Source organism: Arthrobacter sp. MYb224, assembly GCF_002975455.1.
GTDB lineage: Bacteria > Actinomycetota > Actinomycetes > Actinomycetales > Micrococcaceae > Glutamicibacter.
Genome location: NZ_PCPU01000002.1, coordinates 349,141 through 373,813, shown reverse-complemented (window position 1 = coordinate 373,813; position 24,673 = coordinate 349,141). Strand labels below are relative to the sequence as shown.

The following is a 24,673-nucleotide window of genomic DNA, read 5'->3' as shown; positions in this document are numbered from 1 at the left end:
AATGCCGGGCAAGATCGTGTTCGTGGTGGCCGGCGGACCGATCTTCAAGATCTCTTTCCCGCAGGTCAAGAGCCACGAGTTCCCGCTGGCAGCGAGTTCAGGATGCACGGCGGCCGGTCCATGCCAGTGCTAGAACTCGAAGTCCCCGAAGCTTCCTCCGGCACCGCCCAGGAAGTCCCCGAACGCGCCACCGGCCTGGTCGCCCAGGCCCTCTCCGGCCGCGGAGAACTGTTCGCCGGCTCCGGCGAAGGAATCGCTGAGCCCCTCGGCCGCCGAGCCGAATTCCTCGCCGATCCCCGCGAAGCCATCGAGCAGCGGTCCGGCGATCGCGGTGCCGATGAAGGCTCCGGCCACACCGCCCAGCAGGCCGATTCCGAGCCCGCCGGCCGCGCCGGCGGCCATGCCGCCCATGGATTTCCGTCCCGAACCGCCCCGCGAGAGGAGCTTGTCCATGAAGCCCGGGCGGGATACCTCGGCGCGGGTGGCGGCCCGGGCCAGATCCTCCGGCCGTTGCGAGGCCGGGCGCTCTGCGGCCGGCAGCTGCTCGGCCAGCTCGGCGTGCAGCAGCTCGCGCTGCGACACCGTCAACCGGGCAAAAGCCTCGCTGTGGGCGCGTTCCATATCCTGCGGCGGCGCGGTGCGCAGCATGTAGCGGTACTTCTCGATCGCCGCCTGGTCCTCGCGTGATGCGCCCTGGCTACCGGCCGTCCGCGGCTGCACCGCGCCTTGCTGGTTCGGGTAGTCCCGGTTTTCGTACCCGGATTGGCTTCGGCTGTCGCGCGGATCCTGCTGGTTGTTTTGCTGGCCGGTGGAGCTGCGCTGGTTCAGCTGTTCCCGGACATACTCCCCGGCCAGCTGCTTTCCCTTGCGCAATAGCTTGTCGAACATTGCCACAACGTCCTCATTTCCTTGGTGGATCCGCGGCACGATTTCCGCCCGCCTCGGCCCCGTTAAACTCCCCAGAGCCGCGCAGAGTTCCCGGGTCCGGCGTTTTCACAGCGCCCGCTCAGCGCGCCGGGGTGAACACCCCGGCCCCGTGGCGCCAGCGGTAGTAGCCCAAGCACAGCAGGGTGAATGGCACCCCGAACCAGAGGGCCGGTCGCTGCACGGGGTCGAAGGCCACACCGACCAGCGAGGCGCCCAGCAGAAGCACCGCCAGGATCGGAAGCAGCGGGAACAGCGGGGCCCGATAGGGCAGCGAATCGGTGCCGCCGTGCACCGCCACATGGTGCCGGCGGAAGGACAGGTGCGAAGCGCAGATCACGATCCACACCGCCACCACCGCAAACCCGGAGATGGAGACCAGCGCCAGGAACAGCGAGTCCGCGGCGATGACCCCGGAGAGCAGGGAGGCCAAACCGCCCAGCAGCGACAGGCACAGCGCCAGCATCGGCACGCCGCGGCGGTTGGTTTTCGAGAGCACCGCCGGGGCTTGGCCTGCGGCGCCCATGGCGTGCAGCATCCGGGCACAGGAATACAGTCCGGAGTTGCCCGCGGAGAGCAATGCAGTGATGATCACGAAGTTCATGATGTCGGCCCCGGCCGGCAGCCCTGCGGCATCCAGCACCGTGACGAATGGGCTCTCGTTTGCGCCCGCCTCGGCGAAGGGAACGATCGCGGCGATCACCACGATGGCGCCGATGAAGAACACCGCCAGGCGCACCACGGCGGTGCGGATGGCCCGCGGGATGCTCAGTTCCGGGTTCTTGGCCTCGCCGGCGGCCACACCGATCAGCTCCGTGCCGCTGAAGGCATAGAACACCGCCAGGATGGTGACCAGCACGCCGCTGATCCCCGTCGGGAACAGCCCATCGCCGGTATCGAAGTTCGCCAGGCCAAGCGGGCCCGCCTCGCTGGCCGGGTTGATGCCGAGGATCGTGGCCGCGCCGACCACGATCATGAGCACCACGGCGGCCACCTTGATCAGCGAGAACCAGAATTCGGTTTCGGCGAAGACCTTCGAGGACACCGCGTTCAGCGCGAACAGCAGGGCCGCGAAGAGCAGGGCGAATACCCAGGCCGGCACCGTGGGGAACCAGCGCTGCATGAGGATGCCCGAGGCGGTGAACTCGCTGGCCAGCGCCACCGCCCAGCACATCCAGTACAGCCAGGCTGTAGTGAAACCCCAGGCCGGGCCGAGGTCGCGGGTGGCGTGGGCGTGGAACCCGCCGGCCACCGGATGGCGTGCGGACAGCTCCCCGAGCCCGCTCATCACCATATAGGCCACCAGCGCGCCCACCGCGTAGGCCAGCACGGCGCCCAGCGGTCCGGCCTGCGCAATCGTGTAGCCCGAAGAGACGAACAGCCCCGAGCCGATCACCCCGCCCAGCGCGATCATCACCAGGTGGCGGGAGGTCATGGTTCTGCGCAGCCCGGATTCGCCGGGCGAAACGCCCGGAGTAGAGCGGGCGGGAGGCTGCTGCGCCGGCGGCGCGCTGAGCTCGGACATGGGGCTCCTTCTGAAATGAATGCGTTTGAAGAATAACTGCCGTGCCCCTGCTCCGCGCAGCCCTCGTCATGGCCTGTCACGGACCGTCATAATCGGTCATCAAGCCATCACCGGGTTACCCTCGGAAAGTGAAAAATCCCAGTGAAACCCTCAATTTCCGCGAGGCGCTGAGCGCCGCAGACAGCGCGCCGCTGCTCTTGGACGGCGGGCTCGGCACCCATCTGGCGCAGCGCGGCAATGACGTGAGCGGCGAACTGTGGTCCGCGCAGATCCTCAAAGACCGCCCCGAGGAGGTCCGCGCCGCCCACGCCGACTTCTTCGCCGCCGGCGCGCAACTGGCCACCACCTGCTCCTACCAGGTCAGCATCGATGGCCTGGCGAACACCAGCAAAGGTGCGAGCACCGAGCAGACCGCCGCGCAGGCCGAGGAGCTGCTGCGCACCAGCGTGCGGCTGGCCCGCGAGGCGGCGAACGGTTCACCGGCGCGCTGGGTGGCCGCCTCGGTGGGACCCTACGGCGCCGGTCCGGGGTCCGGCACCGAATACGACGGAGCCTATGGGCGCACCGTCGCCGAGCTGGCCGACTGGCACCGCGGGCGTCTGCGGGTCCTGGCCGATGCCGGCGCAGACGTGCTGATCTGTGAAACCGTGCCGAGCCTGGCCGAAGTCCAGGCGCTGGCCGGGGAGGCGGCCGGATTGGACCTGCCGGTGCTGCTCAGCCTCGCGGTGCGCACCGCCGCGGACGGACAGCTGGTGCTGGGAGACGGCAGCGACCTGCGCGAGGCGGCCCGGATCGCCAACGATTCCGGCGCCTTTGCCGCCCTCGGCGTGAACTGCTGCCCGGTGCCCGTAGCCGTCGCGGCCCTGAAGGTGCTGCGCGAGCTGACGGATCTTCCGCTGCTGGCCTACCCGAACAGCGGCGAAATCTGGGACCGCGAGGCCCGGAGCTGGCTTCCGGGGACCCCGGGCACCGATCTGCCCGGCGCGGTGCCCGAACTGATCGCCTCCGGCGCACGCATTATCGGCGGGTGCTGCCAGGTCGGCCCCGAGCAGATCACCCGGGTCGGCAACGAACTCGGACGCCTGAAGGGCTGATCCCTGCCGCTGGCGGCGGATCACATGATCTCAGGCATGCACCTTGCTGGTGGAACTGATCCTGGCCAGCAGCTCGGCGGCCACGCTGACTGCGATAACCGCCGGCTGCTTGCCCGAGACCTCGGCCAAGCCGATGGGGCATTGGATCTGCTGGATTTTCGCCTCGCCGTGACCGCTGGCGGCCAGGTTCTTCTGGAAGCGGGCCCATTTGGCCTTCGAACCGATCAGCCCGATCGATCCGAGCCCCGGATGCCGCAAGGCCGCATCGCACAAATGGAAATCCTCGGCATGGTCGTGGGTCATGATCAGCACATGGGCGCCTTCCGGAAGGCAGCTCAATACCTGTTCGCCCAGCACCGCCACCTGCGCATGCACACGGGCCACGCCGGGTTCCATAGCCGCCAGCGACTGGAGGAACTCGGGACGCGAGTCGGTTAAATGCAATTCCAGCTCATGCCGGGAGAGGATGCGGGCAAGTTCCATTCCCACGTTGCCGATCCCGAAGATCGCCACGGTGGCCGGCACCGGCAAAGGCTCCAGCAGCAGGCTCACCTCTCCCCCGCAGCATTGGCGCCCGTATTTTGCCGGGGCTTTGTCGTTCAGCCGCAGGCTCATACCCTGCGGCTGGCTTTCGCCCTGCGCGAGCATCTCGCGGGCCCGTTCCATGGCCGCCATTTCCAGATTGCCGCCGCCGATGGTGCCGAAGATTTCTTCCTTGGCGATCACCATCTTCGCGCCGGCTTCACGCGGGGCATGGCCGCGCACGGCGGTGACGGTGACCAGCACCGCCGTGCGCCGCTCATTGCGCAGTGCCGTGACCGCTTCGATCCAGGACAGCATGGCTAGCGCACCTTTTCCTCGATCAGGTTCGGCTCGCGCACGGATTCAATGGCCCAGAACACCGCCTCCGGTGTGGCCGGCGAGGCCAGCTGCACCGAGCAGCCGGCCGGTCCGAATTCGGCCACCGCCTGCCGCAGCGCTTCGCGCACCGAGAAGGCCAGCATCAGCGGCGGTTCTCCGACCGCCTTGGAACCGTACACCGCGCCCTCCTCGTGGGCCTTGTCCAGCAGCGAAACGTTGAATTCCTCGGGCATCTCGGAAAAGCTGGGGATCTTGTAGGTGCTCGCGGCCTGGGTGGCCACTCGTCCACGTCCCGGACCATCGGAGGTATCCCAGCGCAGGTCTTCGAGGGTCAGCCACCCGGCGCCCTGCACGAAACCGCCTTCGATCTGCCCCAGGTCCACCAGCGGCGAGAGCGAGTCGCCCACGTCGTGGACGATGTCCACTCGGGCCAGGGTGTAGGACCCGTCAAAGCGGCTGACCTCCACCTCGCTGGCGGCCACCCCGTAGGCGAAGTACTTGAACGGGGTGCCGGACATCTGGCTCAGGTCCCAGTGCAGCCCCTCGGTACGGTAGAACCCGGCGGCCGAGAGTTGGATGCGCTGGAAGTAGGCGTCCCGCACGGTTTCTTCCCAGCTCAGCTCCTGGCTCTTGCCCAGTGCGGTGATCTTTCCGTTGCCGAAACGCACCTCATGCGCCGGAACGCCAAGCTTGCCGGCGGCGACCTGCGCCAGCCTGGCCTGGATCTGCTCGCAAGCGTCCTTCACGGCCCCGCCATTGATATCGCTGCCGGAGCTGGCGGCGGTGGCCGAGGTATTGGGCACCTTGTCTGTGCGGGTTGGCGCGATGCGCACCGCGGACAGCGGCACTCCCAAGGTGGTGGCCGCGACCTGCAGCATCTTGGTATGCAGCCCTTGGCCCATCTCGGTGCCGCCGTGGTTCACCAGCACCGAGCCGTCCTTGTAGACCAGCACCAGGGCGCCGCCCTGGTTGAAGGCGGTGAGGTTGAAGGAGATCCCGAACTTCACCGGGGTGAGTGCCAGGGCGCGTTTGGTGTTCTCATTGCGCGCGTTGAATTCGCTGATTTGCGCCTCGCGCTGGGTGATCTGGGCGGATTCCAGGACCTGCTGCCAGGCCGCGTCGAGCCGTTCGGGATGGCGCACCGGCTGGTAGTACGGGGTGTCCTGACCCTGCGCGTAGAAGTTGCGCCGGCGCAGCTCGCGGGCAGCGATCCCCAGCTTGGGGGCGACCCGGCCCAGGATGTCCTCCATCACCAGCATGCCCTGCGGCCCGCCAAAGCCGCGGAATGCGGTCTGTGAGGTCTTATGGCATTTGGCAATCCGTCCGCGCACCCGGATATTCGGGACCCAGTAGCCGTTGTCGATATGGCACATCGCACGGGTAAGCACCGGTTCGGACAGATCCAGGCTCCATCCGCCGTCCGCGGTGAGGCCGGCATCCAAGGCCAGGATCTTGCCCTGCGCGTCGAAGCCGATCTTCCAGGTCGCGTAGAACCCGTGGCGCTTGCCGGTCATGGTCATGTCCAGGGTGCGGTTCAAGCGAACCCGCACCGGACGCCCGGTGAGCACCGCGCCCAGCGCGGCGAGCGCCGCGTAGCCGTGCGGCTGCATTTCCTTGCCGCCGAACCCGCCGCCCATCCGCAATACCTGCACCGTCACCTCATGGGCCGGGATGCCGAGCACATGGGAGACGATATCTTGGGTTTCGGTGGGGTGCTGGGTGGAGCAATGAATCAATATCTGGCCGGACTCGTCAACCAGGGCGAGCGAGTTCTGCGTCTCAAGATAAAAATGCTCCTGGCCGGAGAATTCGAAGTCCCCTTCAAAGACATGTGCCGCGTCGGCGAAGGCCCCGGAAATATCCCCCTTGTCGATGGTGGGCTTGATCCCGTGGAAGCTCTGGGCGGCAATGGCTTCCTTGATGGTGATCAGCGAGGCAAGCGGCTCGTAGTCCACCTTGACCGCCCCCGCCCCGGCCTTGGCGGCTTCCAGATCTTCGCCGAGCACCCAGGCCACCGGTTGGCCGTAGAACATCACCTCGTCGACCGGAATCATGGGTTCGTCGCGTTTGGCGCCCTGGTCGTTGACCCCCGGGATATCGGCGGCGGTAATCACCCGCACCACCCCGGGAATTGCGCTGGCGCCGCTGGTATCGAGGCCCAGGATCTTGGCGTGGGCTTCGGTGGACTGCACCGGGTAGGCGTGGAGTACCCCGGTGAGCCGTTGCGCCAGATCATCGGTGTAGCGCGCGCTGCCGGTGACGTGTTCGGCCGCGGATTCGTGGCGCTGGCGCTGGCCGACTACCGGCGATTCCGGGCGTTGTGAAAGCTGGCTCATGAGATCTGCTCCCCCTTTGCTGCGTTGGTGCGGGCGAGCTGTTCGGCGAAAAAACGCTCCAGCGAGGACTTCAGCATCGCCTTTCGATAGCTTGAGCTGGCCCGGTGGTCATCCATGGGGGTGCCCTCCTGCGCCATCTGCTCGGCGGCCGCATGGATGGTCGCCAAGCACCACTCTTTGCCTTCCAAGGCGGCTTCGGTGGCGGTAGCTCGCAGCGGAGTGGCGGCCACTCCGCCCAAGCCGATGCGGGCCTTGGTGATGTAGTTGTTTTCCACGCTCACCGCATAGCCGATGGCCACCGAAGAGATATCGTCAAAGCGTCGTTTGGAGATCTTCTGGAAGCTGGTCAGTGCCGCCAGCGGCAGCGGGATGCGGATCGCGGTGATCAGTTCCCCGGCGGCGCGCACGGTCTGCCGGTACCCGGTGAAGTACTGCGCCAAGGGCACGATGCGGCTGCCCGAGGCGCTGCCCAGCACGAGGTCCGCTTCCAGCGCCAGCAGCGCCGGCGGGGTATCCCCGATCGGCGAACCGGTGCCCAAATTGCCGCCGAGGGTGGCGCCATTTCGGATGAGCCGGGAGGCGAACTGCGGGAAGAGCTGGCCGAGCAACGGGATCTTGCCGGCCAGAAGACGTTCGAGTTCGCTCAGCGTGCAGGCGGCGCCGAGTTCGATATAGTCTTCGCCGAAGTGAATTTGGCGCAATTCGGCAAGCCGGTCGATGGCCAGCACCGAGCGGGCCCGCGCACCTTTGAGATTGACCTCGACACCCCAGTCGGTGCCTCCGGCCACGAGCAGGGTTTCGGGTTCCTCGGCCAGGATGCCAAAGGCCGCGTCCAGGCTGGCCGGGCGCCGGAAGCGACCGGTGCTTCCGGTGGGGGTGTCCACCCGCGTGATATCGGTGGACACCGCCGCCGGTGCGGCTTGCCCTCGCCGGGTGGCAAGCTCATCTTGTGCATCCGGTGCGCCCAAGGCATAGGCCGCGTCACGAATGGGTCGATACCCGGTGCAGCGGCACAAGTTGCCAGAGAGCGAATGCAGATCGAATCCATTGGGTCCGCACCGGTGCTCCTCGCCGTGCTCCGCGATGACTGCGGTATTGGCGATTCGCTCCGGGCGGTAGTATTCGGCGGCCATGGAGCAGGCGAATCCGGGGGTGCAATAACCGCACTGGGATCCGCCGCGATTGGCCATCTCCTCCTGCACCGGATGCAGGTTTTCCACGCTGCCCAGGCCTTCGGAAGTGATGACTTCCTGCCCGTCGAGCGATGCGGCCGGCAGCAGGCAGGCATTCAACGCCGTCCAGCGGGTCCCCTGCCTGTCGCTGCGGGCCACGAGGATCGAGCAGGCGCCGCATTCGCCCTCCGCGCATCCCTCCTTGCACCCGATGAGCCCTTCGCTACGCAGGAAATCCAGCGCGTTGGTATGCGGCGGGCCATCGAATTCACGGATGGTTCCGTTGACGGTTATTTGGCAGCTCGATTTTTCCGTTGTCTCGGCGGTCATGCCGCTGACACCTCCTGCACCTGAGAGCTCAGGCGCACTATGAATGATTTGGATGGTTGACTAGTTTCCGCCGGGGCCCAGCCCGGGGAAACACTCGATGAGCTGCGCGCGGAGGGCAGCCCTCCGCGCGCGGCGACGATTAGTCTCCGTGCGCGATCTGGCCCTTGGACCAGGCAACACAACCAGCCATGATTAGCCTCCAAATTTCGGATCATGGAAAATCAAGTTCATTCATTCTAAGTGAAGTGCATCACAGCAACTAATGTCAACTTTTATTCATCACCTGCTCAGCCAAGCAGGGTGGTGATCGGCCCGCGGGCGAAGTAGACCAAGAACCCGGCGGCAACCACCCACATCAACGGGTGAATCTTCTTGTAGCCGCCGGCCGCGGTATTCACCACGACCCATGCGATGAACCCGGCCCCGATGCCATTGGCGATGGAGTAGGTCAGCGGCATGGTGATCAGCGTCAGGAAGGCGGGCAGAGCCGAGGAGAATCGCTTGAAATTGATCTCGCGGATCTGCGCGCACATCATGGTGCCGACCAGCACCAGCGCCGCGGCGGCCACCTCGATGGGCACCACCGAGGTCAGCGGCGTGAAGAACATCGACCCCAGGAACAACGCCCCGGTGACCACGGAGGCCAAGCCGGTGCGCGCCCCTTCCCCGATGCCGGCGGCCGAATCCACATACACGGTATTCGAGGATGAGGACCCCATGCCGCCGGCGACCGCACCCAGGCCTTCCACCACAAATGCGGCCTTGAGCCTCGGGAAGGTGCCGTCCTTTTTCGCAAGGCCCGCATTTTTGGCCAGCCCGGTCATGGTTCCCATGGCGTCAAAGAAATTCGTGAACACCAGGGTGAAGACCAGCATCGTCGCCGCGAGCGCACCGATGCGGGAGAAGGAACCGAAGAGATCGAAGTCGCCGGCCAGCGACATGTCCGGCAGCGCGACCACCTGCCCCTGGAGCACCGGGATGTTCAGATGCCAGCCGTGCGGGTTATCCGCGCTGCCCGCACCGATCTTGAAAACCAGCTCCGCGGCGACGGCCAGCACGGTGGAGACCACGATGCCGATCAGGATCGCGCCTTGCACTCCACGGGCTACCAGCGCGCCCATGATCAGCAGCCCAATCACAAAGATCATCGTCGGGATCGACACGATCGATCCGCCATCTCCCAGCTGGACCGGAGGACCTGCGGGTGTGCGGGTGACAAAGCCGGAGTCCACGAACCCGATGAAGGTAATGAACAGGCCAATGCCCACCGTAATCGCGGCCTTCAGGTCCTTCGGGATCGCGCGGAAGATGGCGGTTCGAATGCCCGTCATTCCGAAGATCACAATCAGCACGCCGTTGATCACCACCAGCCCCATGGCTTCGGCCCAGGTGACCTCCTGGATGACCGAGACCGCGAGGAAGGAGTTAATGCCCAAGCCGGCGGCCAGCCCAAAGGGCAGGTTGGCGATCACCCCGAACATGATGGTCATGACCCCGGCGGTCAGCCCGGTCATGGCCCCGACCTGCGCTGCCGGCAGCCAGGTTCCGGCGACATCCACCGGTGCGGCGTCGGCGCTGAATCCGCCGAGGATCAAGGGATTGAGAATGACGATGTAGGCCATCGTGAAGAACGTGACGATTCCACCGCGAAATTCCCGCGCGAGCGTGGAACCACGTTCGCTGATCCGGAAGTACGCATCAAGCAGATTGCGTGGACCGCCGGGGCGCGCCTGCAGACTACCCGGCTTGGCTGCATTGCCCGTTTTTTTCGGTTCGGCTTGCGGGCGACTTGTCATAGTCATGGCCCGGTCCCCTAATAGTCCGTCCGGGTCTCTAGCGAGTCCCATTCCTGGAAAGGCTTCAAATGCTCCTTGCTGGCGCTCTGGAAACAATCCACCGGCATCAGCGCGCGGCTGGAATTGGGTTCAAAGTATTCGTAGAACACCGCATCATCAAAGCCAGCGTCGGTGGCGTCGTGCCGGTTGGCGGCGAAGTAGACCTTGTCGATGCGCGCCCACAGCGAGGTGGCCAGGCACATCGGGCACGGCTCGCAGCTGCTGTAGAGCACGCATCCACTCAGGTCGAAGGTGCCCAGCGCGGCGGCCGCGTTGCGGATGGCCACCACCTCGGCATGGGCGGAGGGGTCGTTGTTCGCGGTGACGCGGTTGACTCCCTCGAAGATCTGCCCCGAGGCAGAGACAACAACGGCTCCGAAAGGACCTCCGTTGTTGCGGACATTGGTGGTGGCAATATCGATGGCCATCGAAAGATAGTCTTGGCCAGTGGTAGTAACGCTCATCGCGTGGCTCCTCATGCTTCGGACAAGCCAGCCGAACGGTCCCGTTTATCTCGGGCGCCGACCGTACTCATCTGCTGAAATAGATCAGTTGCACGCCCGGTAGATAGCGACCCAGAGGTGGGTGCCCGCCATAGACAGCTACGAGATTATCAACGGAATGTGACCTGCGCAACACTTTTTTGAAATAGCTTTTTCGCATCATGAACATTTTGCCCGCTCGGATTCCACCCCGTTTCGGCGCCGACAAGTGCCGATGGCCAGCAGCGGCGGAAGCTGGAGGAAGCAAAGAAATCGACAAAAACCTTGCGTCTCGGCCCGCCAGGGCAGGCGGTCCGATCGACGAAGCAAATGCGGCAGCTGCGCTGCCGGCCGACTTCCGAGGTCAAAGTGGGTCGAAGTGATGCGGGTCAACACGATCCAAGGTATTCTCGACTTCGAATCACTTGTCTCTTGCCGGCGCCCCTTTGGCGACATCGAATTTTCGCCGCGGACCATCGGCGGCCAGGCCTCAAGAATTCAATGTTGACCTACCACCTCGGTAGCTTCGCACATTGCGCGGATGCAGTCTTCCCATGTCAATAGCTTGAAGTCACCCAATCAGTAACTTTTCAGGAGGTGCACCGTGGCTCTGAACGTAGACCCCATCAAAGTGGCAGACGCGCGCGGCCGAGCATTGCGAGACCTGCGGATCTCGGTGACCGACCGGTGCAATTTCCGTTGCGTTTACTGCATGCCCAAGGAAGTCTTCGGCAAGGATTTCCAGTTCCGCGAACGCTCGGAACTGCTGAGCTTCGAAGAAATTGAACGGCTTGCGGGTATCGCGGTGTCCCTCGGCGTCAGCAAACTTCGCCTCACCGGCGGCGAGCCGCTGCTGCGGCGCGGAATCGAGGACCTGATTTCCCGGCTGGCGGCGCTGCGCACGCCGGAAGGAAAACCGGTAGATCTCGCGATGACCACCAACGGGTCGGCCTTGGCCATCAAGGCGGCCGCGCTCAAAGAGGCCGGGCTGAACCGTGTGACGGTATCCCTCGACTCGCTGGACAACGAGCGCTTCCAAGCCATCAACGACGTCAAGTTCCCGGTCGACAAGGTTCTTGCCGCCATCGACGCGGCGGCACTAGCCGGCCTCGGCCCGGTGAAGATCAATACCGTGCTCAAGCGCGGAGTCAACGACGACGAAATCCTCGACCTCGCCGAGCACTTCCGCGGCACCGGGCATGTGCTGCGATTCATTGAATACATGGACGTCGGAGCCTCCAACCAGTGGCAGCTGGAAGAGGTTGTGCCCTCCGCCGAGGTGATCGAGCGGATCTCCGCCCGGCACCGGCTCGAACCCGCCGCGCCAACGCAAATGGGAGAGACCGCCAAACGCTGGAAGTACGCCGACGGGTCGGGTGAAATCGGCGTCATTTCCTCGGTCACCGGCGCCTTTTGCGGCGATTGCACGCGGGCCAGGGTCTCGGCCGAAGGCCGGCTGTACACCTGCCTCTTCGCCTCCGAAGGCACGGACCTGCGCGCCTTGCTGCGCTCGGATGCCACCGACCGGGACATCGCCTTGGCGCTCGGCGGGCTGTGGAGCAAACGCGATGACAACTATTCGGAGCTGCGCGCCGCCTTGGAGCCAGGGGACCGCAAGCGCATCGAGATGTCGTATATCGGCGGGTAACTCCGTCGGTGCACCGCCTGAGACTCTCAGAAATATGAGCTGCCACTAGGCACAACACCGCTGATTTCGAACAAGTTACGTGGACCTATCGCCGCTGAGGCAAGCGCCGTGAATTTAAATTCCCTTGGGTGCAACACCGAGCGCACCTAGGCGAAATACCCCTCTGGAAAGCTGAAAGCACCAGCCAGCAGCGAGAGGGAACGATTCGCGTGAGTATCAAGATAGAGTCAGAACCCCAGATGGGTCGCGGTGTCGCTACGGCCGACGCGTCGCTTCAGTTGTCCAAGGGACGCTGGATCAACAACTGGGACGCCGAAGACCCCGCATTCTGGAATAGCGTGGGCCAGAAAACCGCGGCAATCAACCTGCGCTGGTCGATCTTCGCCGAATTCCTCGGCTTCGTGGTGTGGCAGCTATTCGCCATCGTCGCGGTATACCTGCCGGCGGCCGGTTTCGAATACAGCACCTCCCAGCTCTTCTGGCTGATCTCCATGCCAAGCCTCGTCGGTGCCACCCTGCGCATTCCCTATACGTTCATGGTGGCCCGTTTCGGCGGACGCAACTGGACCGTCGTCTCGGCCTTGCTGCTGCTGATCCCGGCCGGCGGCCTGGCCCTTGCCGTCGCAAATACCGACACCCCGTTCTGGGTCATGCTTTCGCTGGCAGGCCTTGCGGGGTTCGGCGGCGGCAACTTCGCTTCCTCGATGGCCAATATCACCTACTTCTACCCTGCGGCGCAAAAGGGTTGGGCCTTGGGCCTGAACGCCGCCGGCGGCAACCTCGGGGCGGCGGTAGCCCAGCTGCTGGTCCCGGTAGCCATCACCGTATTCGCTGCAGGCTCCCTGCAGCTGCCGATGGCCGGCATCGTCTGGATCCCGTTCATCCTGCTCGCCGCCTTCGGCGCCCTGCGCAATATGCATAACCTGTCCAATGCGCGCTCGGATCTGCGCGGAGCCCTGGCCTGCCTGCGCGAACCGCATCTGTGGATCATCTCGTCCCTGTATATCGGCACCTTTGGTTCGTTCATTGGCTTCTCCGCGGTATTCCCGAAGCTGATCGCCGATACGTTCACCGAATATTCCGGCTTCGCGCTGGGCACCGCCACGATTACCCTGGCTTTCCTCGGCCCGCTGGTCGGTTCCCTGGCCCGCCCCTACGGCGGCAAGCTCGCCGACCGCTTCGGCGGCGCGCGCATCACGCTGGCTTCATTGTCGCTGATGGCGCTGATCACCGTGGGGCTGGTCCTCACCTTGTCGGCTTCGAACTTCTGGGTGTTCCTGGGACTCTTCCTGGTACTGTTCACCGCCAGCGGCGTGGGCAATGGCTCGACCTACCGAATGATCCCGGCCGTCTTCGCCCTGCGGGCGGATATCGGCAAGGACAGCGTCGGAGCGGCCCGCAAATCCGCGGCCGCCCTGGGCCTGATCTCGGCCATTGGCGCCTACGGCGGGTTCCTGGTCCCGCAGGCCCTGGGGCTTTCGGTCTCCAGAGCCGGATCCTACCTCCCGGCATTCTGCGTCTTCGTCGGGCTGTACCTGCTGCTGATGGCAGTGACCTGGTTCTGCTACGTACGCCGCGGCACCATCTTTGCACAGCAAGGAATCTAGATGGCCTCCCGCACCGATACGCACTGCCCCTACTGCGCCTTGCAATGCGGCATCACCCTGGAATCTGCCGCCACCGCGCAGGCAGCCGAACCGGTGAAGCTGAAGGGGCGGAACTTCGAAACCAACGGCGGGGCGCTGTGCCGCAAGGGCCATAGCGCCGCCCGGTTGCTGGGCCACCCCGACCGGGTGACCCAGCCGCTGCTGCGCCAGTCAGATGGCTCCTATGCGCCCATTCGGTGGGAAGAGGCACTGGATTTGATTGCCGAACGCGCCGCCGCCATCCGGGCCGCGCACGGCGCGGATGCGGTGGCGGTATTCGGCGCCGGCGGATTGACCAATGAGAAGGGTTACCAGCTGGGCAAGTTCGCCCGGTTGGCGCTGGGCACCTCGCGCATCGACTACAACGGCAGGTTCTGCATGTCCTCGGCCGCCATGGCCGGCAACCGCAGCTTCGGCTTGGACCGGGGGTTGCCATTCCCGCTGGCCGACCTCGACGGGGCCGGGATGATCCTGTTGCTCGGCTCCAATGTTGCGGACACCATGCCGCCGTTCGTCCGCCATCTGGAGGGTGCCCGGAGCAGCGGGGGGCTGATCGTGGTGGATCCGCGCCGCTCGGCCACCGCCGAGCTCTCGGCCAACGGGGCCGGATGGCATCTGCAGCCCACCCCCGCCACCGATCTGCAGCTGTTGCTGGGCCTGTCCCATGTGCTGCTCGCCGAATCGCTGGCGGACGAACGGTATCTCGAAGACCGGACCAACGGGTTGGCGCAGCTGCGCAGCTCCCTGGCCGCGTGGTGGCCCGAACGCGTCGAGAAGGCTACCGGCGTTCCGGCCACCGAGATCCGCCGCACCGCTCGCGCGCTGGCCGACGCCGCAAGCAGCGCAAAAAACGAGGGCCGCCCGGTCTACATCCTCACCGGCCGCGGGGTGGAACAACATGCCAACGGCACCGACACGACCACCGCAGCCATCAATCTGGCGTTGCTGCTGGGCCTGCCCGGCAGCAACGCCGGGGGCTTCGGCACCATCACCGGACAGGGCAACGGACAGGGCGGGCGCGAGCACGGGCAAAAGTGCGATCAACTGCCCGGCTACCGCAAGATCACCGACCCGGAACACCGCAGGCATGTGGCCAAGGTCTGGGGAGTTGACCCGGAGATCATTCCCGGTCCCGGAATTCCCGCCGCCGAGCTGCTGCACACCTTGGGCACCGAGCAGGGCTCGCGCATGCTTTTGGTCCACGGTTCCAACCCGGCCGTTTCCTCCCCGGATGCCTCGCGGGTTATCGAGGGGTTGCGCCGGCTGGACTTCCTGGTGGTCTGCGATTTCTTCCTTTCCGAAACGGCATCCGAGGCGCATCTGGTGCTCCCGGTGCTGCAGTGGGCCGAAGAGGAAGGAACCATGACCAACTTGGAGGGGCGGGTGCTGCGCCGCCGGGCCGCCCTGGACGCACCAGGCCAGGCACGCAGCGAACTGTGGATTCTGGCCGGACTCGCCAAGCGTCTGGACTCCCCCGGCCATTTCTCCACCGACGCCCGCGAGGTCTTCGAGGAGCTTCGCCGCGCCTCAGCCGGAGGGCTGGCGGACTACTCGGGCGTGGACTGGGATGACCTCGATGCGGGGGCTGCCATCTATTGGCCCTGCCCTGCCGCAGCAACAATTTCCCGGGAGCCGGGGGTCCGTTCGGGTACGCCGAGGCTCTTCCTGGAACGTTTTGCCCATCCCGATGGCAAGGCGAAGCTCGTCGCGGTCTATCCAGCGGCCACTGCGCCACAGGACTCCCGGCCCGGCGCAATATCACTAGTCACCGGCCGGTTGCTGGAACACTACCAGTCCGGTGCGCAAACCCGCCGTGTGGCCGAGCTGCAGGCGGCGGCCCCGGACGCCAGACTGGAAATCCATCCGGCCACCGCGCTGCGCCACGGCATCACCGACGGCCAGCGGGTGCGGGTGGGCAGCGGCCAAGGCGACATGGTCGCACGCGCCACGCTGACCACCAAGATTCGCCTGGACACCGTCTTCCTTCCCTTCCATTTTCCCGGCAAGAATAACGCGAACATCCTGACTCCCGCGGTCGTCGATCCGCTCAGCGCCATGCCCGAGTTCAAGCATGTCCCCGTCTCGCTATGCCCCTTAGGAGAAGAGTCTTGAGTTTGCAGACCAAGGAACGCATTGTCATCATCGGTTTCGGCCCGGTGGCTGCCTCCCTCGTTGAGGGACTGCTGCCCGCAGTGACCGCCGGAACCATAGAGCTGATCGTGGTGTCATCCGAAAAGCACCTGGCCTACAACCGCGTGCTGCTCGCGGAGCTCGCCGTCGGCGCCACCCGCGCCGAGCACCTGGGCATGGTCGATGAAACCCGCTTGCGCAATGCCGGGGTTGTCCTGCAATTGGGCCGCACCGTGAAGCGCGTAGACCGTTCCCGCCGCCAGGTCCTGCTCGAAGACGCCGGTCCGCTGAGCTACGACCGGTTGGTCTTCGCCACCGGCGCCCGGCCAACGATCCCCGCACTGAACGGGTTGAACTTCGACCCGCGTTCCGAGGCCAGACTCCCCCAGGGTGTGTTCGCACTGCGCACCCTGGAAGACGCGATGAACCTCAACAAGGTTCTGCAGGGCAACGGCCGGGTGCTGGTGCTCGGCGGCGGAGTCCTGGGCATCGAAGCGGCGCTGGCCATGGCCGAAGCCGGGCATCGGCCGGTGCTGATCCACCACGGGCCGGCCCCCTTGGGAAGGGTGGTGGATGCCGACGGCGGCACATTGCTGATCCGCAGCCTGCGCGCCGCCGGTGTCGAGGTGATCTCCGAGGCTCGCGCCACCGGAATCCAGAAGGATGAAACCGGATTCACCGGACTGGTCACGCAAACCCACGGCGTCATCGAAGGAGCAGCCCTGGTGCTGTCCACCGGAGTGCGTGCGCGCACCGAGCTGGCCTCCAGCTGCGGGCTAGCGGTCAACCGCGGAATCAAGACCAACGAATATCTCGCCGCGGACATCGAACATCGCATCTTCGCCATCGGCGACTGCGCCGAGGTCGCCGGCCAAGCGCCGGTGGGCCTGCTCGCCCCTGGTTGGGCCCAAGCAGGCTGGTTGGCCCAATATATGCTCAGCACCCCGGCTCCGGGACCGGCCGATCCAAGCCTGCACGATCCGATCAGCCTCGCACCTCCGTCCCTGGAATCCTCGGATGTCCTGATGCTCAAGGGCCAAGGACTTGAAGTGGCCGCGGGCGGAGACATCTCCGCCGGGCTTTGGGACGAGTCCGGCAGCCAGGTCACCGTCTTCGCCGATCCGGCAGAGGGCAAGTACCTGAAAATGGTGTCGCAGGCAGGGGTTCTCACCGGATTCCTCGCCATGGGGCTGCCGCGAACCAGCGCGGAATTGGTGCTCAGCTACGAACGCGGCAGCACGCTGCCCGCGGACCGTTCGACGCTGCTGCGGCTTGATGATCCCGGAATGCTGGAACCTGCGGGGGCACCGGGACCGGATGACCAGCTCTGCCGTTGCTCCGGAGCCACCCACGGCCAGGTGGCCCATGCGGTGGAGGCAGGGTGCGCCACGGTGGCCGAAGTGGGCGAGTCCTGCCGGGCAGGCACCGGTTGCGGCGGCTGCCGCGCGGTGATCGAAGCGCTGCTCAAGACGCCAGTTCCGGCGTGAAGACCGCCTGATCCGAAACCGGATACCGGCTGAGCGGTTGAAAGATCCCTTGCCTTCGCCGACGAGCTTGGGTGGGCCTCGCGAAATCCGTCAGTCGAATTTGATCTCGCATCACTACAGCGTGGAAACTTCTCGAAGTTTCCGAGCAATCTTCTGCCAGTTATTCAATTGCCCCTTGTCCAACGGCTCTTCCGGACTCGTTGCCCAGGTGGAAATGTCCGTACTGTCAATGGACTGCGCAAGGTAGCAAATGACTTGCCGCTTAGATTCGGTGGACATTTCTGCACCTATGTATTCGGCATTCTCTACATCGGCGATCTCAGTGAGGTATGCCTGTGCGAACCAACCACCGGCCTCTGCGCCCGGCTAGCCAAGGTCATTAACTTCTTCTGACGCGGCCATGCCCAATTTAGGACAGAACAGTCAGGCGTATGCCTAATAAGTTTTGCTGCATGCCTAAAGAACAAGCGACTCATCCCAATAGTGAGGTCAGTGATCGTTTCTATTCCTCGGAACGCTGCCGGCTCTCCAATACTACATAAGATGTAAATTCCAACTACCTATGACGTAATTATGTTCTCAAATCTGTTGCGCTAGGACGATTCTTTGATTATCAAAATTCTGTTTGATAAATTGGTCGCAGTTAATTTCAGCTTCTCACCCTAGATAAGGCAAATTATGGGAAAACGACTGGTTACTGCAGGAATTGCGGGTGCAGTAGTTTCTGCACTTCTTTTCCCCTCTGTCGCGTACGCTGCAGAAAACCCTTCCGAGCAAGTTGCAAAAGCGGTTAAAGCAGCCACCCCTGACGAGCTGCCTGCGCCGGAAACAGATGCACAAGTACTACGTGATGAAATCACCCTGAGTTCTGACACCTCAGGTGACTCTTTGTCGATTCCTCTCATGCGAGATGAGCTCATCGAGATCCAGACGGACAGTGCCGAAGGTACAGAATCTTCGATCGGCATCTCTCTACCTCAGCAAGCCGGTGTGTCGAAGCGCGGAAAGACGCTCAACTCAGGAACGGCTGTATTCGGCGGAGACGGGGTTGATGTCGTAGTGGAGCCAATTGAAGCGAGTTCAGTGCGAATCAACACAGTGCTGAGCGCTAAGGAAAGCCCACACGAGTTCACTTATAAGCTGGATCTACCTATACAGGCGAAGCTCGAGCTGCAAGAAGACGGTGCGATCGCCGTGATCGATGAGGGCGTATTCATCGGCGGTGTAGCTGTTCCCTGGGCCCGGGATGCTTCTGGTCGCGAAATCTCCACACGGTACATAATTGATGGGCATTCGTTCACACAAATCGTCGACCGGAATGAATCAGTAGTCTACCCGGTTGTAGCTGATCCATGGGTCGGCAAGGCTTTGATCGCAAAGACTTCCTGGACGGCCTATAACAAGAAGTACAAGGGCTACACTTTGGAGGTTTACCCGACGCAGTGGGGCAGAGCCAACGTTTGGCTTTTGTTCGGACCTGCCTTGTACGGATCAATTCGTAAGGCGTTCTATTATGAGATGAACTCGAAAACCCCTGGTACTCGTGAAGAAACTGCGTCGATGCGAGATCAGCTGTACTGCCATATTGACGCGGTTCGTCTTAGGGACCCGCTCAAAAAGAGTTGGAATCTGGATACTTGGCGTCCGAAAGTGAGCTACGCACGGATGCTTCGGGCTCTGTGCAACCCTTTATAGAAAGTAAGTAACATGCGTAAAAGTCAGCGAAATGTGTGGGGCCTAATTATTGGTTCCTTGCTTTTGATCATCGGGGTCGTTCTATTCACTTGGTATAACATGGCAGTTCTCACCCCAGCCGAGATCCAACGGCTAGAGGCTGGCGGCAGTGGAGAAAACACTGCTTTTGAGAGCTTCGCGCTTTGGGGATCGCCAGTGCTCGCTCTCGCTGGTGCGGCCATCATAGCCATGGCGTGGATGGTTAAGCGAAAGAACAGAGCCGCGAGTTCTAACCCGCAGTGATGAAAGAAGGCCAGTACCGAATCGGTACTGGCCTTTCTGATCGGAGAGCTACTTGACACCCTTGTACTGGGTGTTGTCGACGCCATCGCTGATGGTTAGCTTGGATCGCTGATTCTTGATGTGGATATTAATCGCTTCTGGTCGCTGAGGACTTGGCTGCAAACGTTCGGCGGCTCGGTCGTCGTAGTGATTATTTGGGGTTGCTCATGTTTCGCCGCCGAGCGCACTGACCGCACCCGAAGACCACAAGAACGAACACGTAATGTCACCAAGGAGCCCATCACGCCGGTTATCGATGCCAACAACCATCACATCTCAGATGGAAAGTTCGCACACAAACCTTCACGAGAAACCGGCCTCGGAATTTTTCAAGTCAAACGGTACCAACACGAGTTTAATTAGCTCTCAAGCAGCCTGAGCTAGCCGGTCCTGCGGGTTGTTGATCCATGCAGCTTCCGGCAGCGCGAGGAGTCTCGGATCATTAGAGGTACTAAACCGTTCAGGATGCCTTGCACGAGCCGCAGCCAGGGCCTGCGAACGCTTCGCAGCCACCGCGTCAGCCAGCCCGTAGTGAACGTTTGCAGGCGTATGCAGACCAATACCCGAATGCTGATGAGCATGGTTGTACCACTGAACGAATTCGTTCCTGAACTCCCTTGCACCCCCTAGCGATGCGAACCGTTCGGGGAACGTAGGCCCATACTTCATGGTCTTGAAAAGCGACTCTGAGTTATCCCGAATTCGGGATAACTCAGAGTCGTGGTTTAAGACTTTGAAGTATATGCCGGTATTTCCTGAGCGGTTCGGTTCCTTGGAGCACGCCAGGGATTTTATGGGCCGGTTTGTTCATGCGTATAACACTGAGCATCGCCAATCAGGATTGGGTTTTCATACTCCTGCCGACGTGCATTTCGGGATGACTGGGCACGTGGATGACCAACGCCTAGCGGCGTTGGAAAAGGCATGGGCGGAGCATCCTGAACGGTTTGGAAAGAACCGGCTCCCGAAGAAAATGTTGCTGCCTGAAGCGGCTTGGATTAACGAACCGATCAAGCAGGAAGAAGGAGAAAAGATGTTGGCCTAAGACTTAGTGGTCTCACTTGACTTGAAAATTTCCGGCGCGAGATTAGCACTCGACAAAGACTGATACCAACGAGAAATGAACTCAGCGTAAGGTTTCGAATCTTTCATGAAACCGCCGCCGAATAGCAGCGGCCTAACACGCTCCGGTGTTAATCCTTGAGCTGCGCGAACGGCCGCAACGATGTCACCGCGGTCAACCAGTTTGGCAAGATCTTCACTCATTCGCTCCACCTGCATTCGATGCGGTCACGAGGTGGTGAGGCTTTCCCTTCGCGGTGGTTTCACCATGAAGGTCCGCTTCCTTAGCTTTGCTTATACCGCCAAGCTTAGTCCGCCTTGCTGCGACTCGATAAGTACGCGCATCGAAGGCAAAGACCCTCTGAAAGTTTCCACCATCTTGGACAGCGACTTGCACAGGCGGCAGCGAACCGACCGTGGCGCATCGAGGCTACAGCGCAGATTGCCGGATCGAACGTCCACAGAACCAAAGGATCGAGTTCCCCGAACCGACGTGATCCGAGCTGGCCACTAGCGCGGATTCCCCGGGCCGCAGGAGGGCTCTGCGCCTTCGGATTGATTCGCTGAATGCTCCAAGCTCAGGGGCACTGCTACTAGATGGAGCTTTAAAAGCCGTTGCCGAGGTCAGTTTCCTGACCTCGGCAACGGCTTGCCGGCGGCTATGCCGCCTTCTCCATTATCGGTGTGGCAGTTGCTATCCCCGATTCCGGGACAGTCTCGAGCCAGCCCTGCCAAGCTGCGTGTTCAATACTGGCTGAAGCTTCCGTGTTGCCGCTCATCGCTGTGCTCCCGTCCACAGCTGGCCTTCGTGTTCGACCAGGTGATACACCGGAAGCGGCGTCTCCTCGGCGCTGAGGCACTGCCCGGAATCCAATCGATAGATTTCCTTGTGCAGCGGGCAGGCGACCGTCGGCACGCGCTGGCCGTCAATGATGGTATCGCCGAGAATCCCGCGAGCCATCACCTTCGCGCCGCTGTTCGGGCAGTGATGCGAGGCCGCGAAGAAGTCCCCGGATTCGGTGCGGAACAACGCGATTTGCCGGCCATCGAGCAGGGCGCTTTCTCCCCACCCTGGTTCCAGGTCCTCCGGTCGGCAGACCGACGCGAGGTTGGTTGGAATGTCTAATACATACTCTTCGACTACAGCGCTCATCACTGCGCTCCTTTCAACTGGGTGCCTTCGATAGTTCGAGCTTAGAACTCCAATGTTTCGCGCCGTGCGTACTGCTGTTCCGCCTCGGTAAAGCCTGCTTCACCGCGTAGCGCAACCAAGGTGAGCCCCCGATCCCTCCCGGAATATCAAGGATCTTTACGCGACTCTTCGAGGAAACGCCGTGCGGAGCACCAGTTTTGATTCCAACATATTTCGCGCTTCTCACCGGCTATTTTTTGGGTGGTGGAGAAAATTGTGGCCCCCGAAACATAAGGGTAATTGCGGCGCAAAACTAACTTTCTAAGCTGGGATCATTCACCAACGAGCACTGATCTTTTCGAGCGAAAGTCGAGTTTCATCATGGGCACAGCACATGGATCCCGCCGCATTGTGGTGGTTGGCGGTGGCCCCGCCGCGCACCGCTTCACGCAGGCCATTTCAAACCGCGAGCCAAGCGACCTGCACATCACCGTGCTCACCGAAGAAACACACATTCCCTACGACCGGGTGGCCCTCTCCCAGGCATTGACCAACCCCGGAGTCGACCTGACCCTCGGTGAGGTTGAGCTTTGGGAACGCGCTCATGTCACCCTCGAAACCGGTGCAGCGGTCACCGAGCTGGACAGCATCAAGCAAACCGTGCGCACCGCCGACGGGCGCAGCTTCGAGTACGACCAGCTGGTCCTGGCCACCGGTTCGAATGCCGCCACTCTCCCGATTCCGGGAGCCGAGCACACCCACGTCTACCGCACCCTGGAGGACGTCTGGGCCATTGCCGAGCAGGTCCGCGAGCTCACCGAATCCCTGGGCCGCGCCCCGGTGGTGGCCACCATCGGTGGCGGCCTGCTCGGCCTGGAGGCCGCAGCCGGCGCGCAGGCGCTGGGCGCCGAAGCGGTGGTGATCGACGGCGGCAAATGGCTGATGGGCACCCAGCTCGACGAAGGCGCCGGCCAGGCCATGGGACGGCTCATCGCCGACACCGGATTCACCGTGCACGGCGGAGTCTTTCCGAAAGAGATTCTCGCTTGCGCCGAAACCGGGCTGGTCTGCGGGGTGCTGATGGCCGACGAGCGCACCATCGACGCGGATATGGTCATCGTGTCCATCGGGGTGCGGCCCCGCGATGAAATTGCCCGCAACTACAACGCGGCGCTCGATGCTTCGGAAAGCAGCCAGCCGCGCTTCGGCATCGGCCCGCGCGGCGGCATCGAGATCGACGCCGGCTGCGCCACCGCGATCCCGAACGTCTACGCCATCGGCGAGGTCGCGAACTTCGAGGGGCTGTGCATCGGCCTGGTGGCGCCGGCCAACGCCATGGCCGAGGTCGTGGCCGAAAGGCTGCAGGGCGGAACCGCCGAGTTCGCCGGCTTCGATACCGCCACCAAACTCAAGCTCTCCGGGGTGGACGTGGCAAGCTTCGGCGACGGCTTCGCCCGCACCGAAGGCGCGCTGGAGGTCGTCTATGCTGATGCTCCGCGCGGGCTCTACCAGAAGGTCGTGGTCTCTTCCGATGCCAAGGTGCTGCTCGGCGGCATTTTCGTCGGCGACGCCACCCCCTACCAGTCGCTGCGCCCGCTGCTGGGCCGCGAGCTGCCCGGCGAACCAGGTGCCTACCTCAGCGCGCTGGGCGGCGAGGCGCCGCAGGGCGAGCTACCCGATGACGCGGTGCTCTGCTCCTGCAACAATGTCAGCGCCGGGTCGATCCGCGACGCCGTGGGCGGCTGCGGAAGCTGCGAAGGCAGCGAGCCGGTCACCAAGCTTTCCGAGCTCAAGGGCTGCACCCGCGCCGGCACCCAGTGCGGTTCCTGCGTGCCGATGCTCAAGAAGCTGATGGAAGCCGAGATGCTCAAGAACGGCGCCGAGGTCTCCGCGGCGATGTGCGAGCACTTCGAGCTGTCCCGCGCCCAGCTCTTCGAGGCCGTGCGCCTGGCCGGGCTGACCAGCTACCCGCAGATCATGGAGCGCTTCGGGAAAGGTGCGGGCTGCGACATCTGCAAACCGGTCATCGCCTCGGTGCTCGCCTCCCAGACCTCGGGCCACCCGATGGAAGCGGGACTGGCCGGCGCGCAGGACACCAACGACCGGGTGATGGCCAATATGCAGAAGGACGGCACCTATTCGGTGGTCCCGCGCATCCCGGGCGGGGAAATCACCCCGGAAAAGCTCGGCGTCATCGCCGCCGTGGCGGCGAAGTACAACCTGTACACCAAGCTCACCGGCGGGCTGCGCATCGACATGTTCGGCGCCCGGCTGGAACAGCTGCCGGAGATCTGGAAGGAGCTGGTGGACGCCGGATTCGAGTCCGGCCAGGCCTACGGCAAGTCGCTGCGCAATGTGAAAACCTGCGTCGGCTCCTCCTGGTGCCGCTACGGCATGCTGGACTCTGTGGCCATGGGCATCGAGATGGAGCTGCGCTACCGCGGGCTGCGCGCCCCGCACAAGTTCAAGATGGGCGTCTCGGGCTGTGCGCGCGAATGCGCCGAGGCCAGGGCCAAGGACGTCGGGGTGATCGCCACCGCCGAGGGCTGGAACCTGTATGTGGGCGGCAACGGCGGAGCGAACCCCGCACACGCCCAGCTGCTGGCCGGTGGACTCGACGATGCCACGCTGCTGCGCTACATCGACCGCTATCTGATGTACTACATCCGCACCGCGGACCGGCTGCAGCGCACCGCGCATTGGATGCAGGATCTGGACGGCGGCATCGAGCACGTCAAGGCCGTGGTGGTCGAGGACTCGCTGGGCCTGGGCGCGGAGCTTGAAGCCGCGATGGAAACGCATGTGGGCAACTACCAGGACGAATGGGCGGCCACGCTCGCGGATCCGGAGAAGCTGCGCCGCTTCCGCTCCTTCGTCAATGCCCCGGACCAGAAGGACGAGGAGCTCAGCTATATTCCCGAACGCGGGCAGCACCGCCCGGCCGAGCCGGTGCGCCTCGGTGCCACGATCGGCATCGGGGCACCGAGCTAGGC

General features: G+C 63.6%; 18 protein-coding genes and 2 pseudogenes. 9 read left to right on the top strand and 11 right to left on the bottom strand.

The features are described from left to right. The first annotated feature begins 1 nt into the window (after window position 1). A complete protein-coding gene (locus CQ017_RS18340) occupies window positions 2-133 on the top strand; it encodes a hypothetical protein (RefSeq protein ID WP_258133495.1) in 132 nt (43 codons plus the stop codon). Here CQ017_RS18340 and CQ017_RS04895 read toward each other — a convergent pair. Both CQ017_RS04895 and CQ017_RS04890 read right to left on the bottom strand, forming a co-directional pair. Continuing rightward, the gene (locus CQ017_RS04895) at window positions 130-888 is read right to left on the bottom strand and encodes a hypothetical protein (protein WP_181148412.1); all 759 of its coding nucleotides are present in this window, start codon (window positions 886-888) and stop codon (window positions 130-132) included. The genes CQ017_RS18340 and CQ017_RS04895 overlap by 4 nt on opposite strands. A 118-nt stretch (window positions 889-1,006) precedes the next feature. Next, complete coding sequence (locus CQ017_RS04890; protein WP_105552774.1) at window positions 1,007-2,449, bottom strand: amino acid permease; 1,443 nt, start codon at window positions 2,447-2,449, stop codon at window positions 1,007-1,009. 128 nt (window positions 2,450-2,577) lie between these two features. Between CQ017_RS04890 and mmuM the strand changes: the two genes are divergently transcribed. Continuing rightward, on the top strand, window positions 2,578-3,543 hold the full coding sequence (gene mmuM, locus CQ017_RS04885; protein ID WP_258133494.1) for a homocysteine S-methyltransferase: 966 nt from the start codon (window positions 2,578-2,580) through the stop codon (window positions 3,541-3,543). Between the two features lie 30 nt (window positions 3,544-3,573). Here mmuM and xdhC read toward each other — a convergent pair whose 3' ends face one another. From xdhC to CQ017_RS04860, 5 genes are all read right to left on the bottom strand, one after another. Then, entirely contained in the window at window positions 3,574-4,383 is an 810-nt protein-coding gene (xdhC, locus tag CQ017_RS04880; RefSeq protein ID WP_105552773.1) for a xanthine dehydrogenase accessory protein XdhC, read from the bottom strand. A 2-nt stretch (window positions 4,384-4,385) separates the two neighbouring features. Continuing rightward, window positions 4,386-6,740 (bottom strand): xanthine dehydrogenase molybdopterin binding subunit, encoded by a 2,355-nt coding sequence (gene xdhB, locus CQ017_RS04875; RefSeq protein ID WP_105552772.1) that lies wholly within the window; start codon window positions 6,738-6,740, stop codon window positions 4,386-4,388. Further along, on the bottom strand, window positions 6,737-8,242 hold the full coding sequence (locus tag CQ017_RS04870) for a xanthine dehydrogenase small subunit (RefSeq protein WP_105552771.1): 1,506 nt from the start codon (window positions 8,240-8,242) through the stop codon (window positions 6,737-6,739). Before CQ017_RS04870 ends, xdhB begins: the two co-directional genes overlap by 4 nt. Window positions 8,243-8,529: 287 nt before the next feature. Next, window positions 8,530-10,044 (bottom strand): NCS2 family permease, encoded by a 1,515-nt coding sequence (locus CQ017_RS04865; RefSeq protein WP_105552770.1) that lies wholly within the window; start codon window positions 10,042-10,044, stop codon window positions 8,530-8,532. Window positions 10,045-10,055: 11 nt separating this feature from the next. Beyond that, complete coding sequence (locus tag CQ017_RS04860; protein WP_105552769.1) at window positions 10,056-10,541, bottom strand: nucleoside deaminase; 486 nt, start codon at window positions 10,539-10,541, stop codon at window positions 10,056-10,058. 622 nt (window positions 10,542-11,163) lie between these two features. On the opposite strand from CQ017_RS04860, the gene moaA reads away from it, so the two are divergent. From moaA to CQ017_RS04840, 4 genes are all read left to right on the top strand, one after another. After that, complete coding sequence (gene moaA / locus CQ017_RS04855; RefSeq protein WP_105552768.1) at window positions 11,164-12,207, top strand: GTP 3',8-cyclase MoaA; 1,044 nt, start codon at window positions 11,164-11,166, stop codon at window positions 12,205-12,207. Between the two features lie 239 nt (window positions 12,208-12,446). Then, window positions 12,447-13,814, top strand: coding sequence for an MFS transporter (locus tag CQ017_RS04850; RefSeq protein ID WP_105552767.1), 1,368 nt, complete (start codon window positions 12,447-12,449; stop codon window positions 13,812-13,814). Beyond that, complete coding sequence (locus CQ017_RS04845; RefSeq protein WP_105552766.1) at window positions 13,815-15,965, top strand: molybdopterin oxidoreductase family protein; 2,151 nt, start codon at window positions 13,815-13,817, stop codon at window positions 15,963-15,965. Beyond that, on the top strand, window positions 15,962-17,470 hold the full coding sequence (locus tag CQ017_RS04840) for an FAD-dependent oxidoreductase (RefSeq protein ID WP_255248455.1): 1,509 nt from the start codon (window positions 15,962-15,964) through the stop codon (window positions 17,468-17,470). The genes CQ017_RS04845 and CQ017_RS04840 overlap by 4 nt, the downstream gene beginning before the upstream one ends. Before the next feature lie 114 nt (window positions 17,471-17,584). On the opposite strand, the gene CQ017_RS18035 is transcribed toward CQ017_RS04840, so the two are convergent. Further along, entirely contained in the window at window positions 17,585-17,749 is a 165-nt protein-coding gene (locus CQ017_RS18035; RefSeq protein ID WP_176484196.1) for a hypothetical protein, read from the bottom strand. 399 nt (window positions 17,750-18,148) lie between these two features. On the opposite strand from CQ017_RS18035, the gene CQ017_RS04835 reads away from it, so the two are divergent. Beyond that, window positions 18,149-19,165 (top strand): DUF2599 domain-containing protein, encoded by a 1,017-nt coding sequence (locus CQ017_RS04835; protein WP_105552765.1) that lies wholly within the window; start codon window positions 18,149-18,151, stop codon window positions 19,163-19,165. A 687-nt stretch (window positions 19,166-19,852) separates the two neighbouring features. Here the strand turns inward: CQ017_RS04835 and CQ017_RS04825 are convergent. After that, window positions 19,853-20,176 (bottom strand): annotated as a pseudogene (locus tag CQ017_RS04825) (integrase core domain-containing protein); the annotation flags it as partial. Here CQ017_RS04825 and CQ017_RS04820 point away from each other — a divergent pair. Further along, window positions 20,157-20,531 (top strand): annotated as a pseudogene (locus CQ017_RS04820) (integrase core domain-containing protein); the annotation flags it as partial. The pseudogenes CQ017_RS04825 and CQ017_RS04820 overlap by 20 nt on opposite strands. Here CQ017_RS04820 and CQ017_RS04815 read toward each other — a convergent pair. Both CQ017_RS04815 and nirD read right to left on the bottom strand, forming a co-directional pair. After that, window positions 20,528-20,752 carry a hypothetical protein gene (locus CQ017_RS04815; protein WP_141393532.1) on the bottom strand — a complete coding sequence of 75 codons (225 nt, stop codon included), beginning with the start codon at window positions 20,750-20,752 and terminating at the stop codon, window positions 20,528-20,530. The pseudogene CQ017_RS04820 and the gene CQ017_RS04815 sit on opposite strands and share 4 nt — an antisense overlap. Before the next feature lie 571 nt (window positions 20,753-21,323). Next, window positions 21,324-21,701: a nitrite reductase small subunit NirD gene (nirD, locus tag CQ017_RS04810; RefSeq protein WP_096286317.1), complete on the bottom strand. Its 378-nt coding sequence runs from the start codon at window positions 21,699-21,701 to the stop codon at window positions 21,324-21,326. A 360-nt stretch (window positions 21,702-22,061) separates the two neighbouring features. On the opposite strand from nirD, the gene nirB reads away from it, so the two are divergent. Beyond that, window positions 22,062-24,671 carry a nitrite reductase large subunit NirB gene (gene nirB / locus CQ017_RS04805; RefSeq protein ID WP_105552763.1) on the top strand — a complete coding sequence of 870 codons (2,610 nt, stop codon included), beginning with the start codon at window positions 22,062-22,064 and terminating at the stop codon, window positions 24,669-24,671. Window positions 24,672-24,673 lie beyond the last annotated feature (2 nt).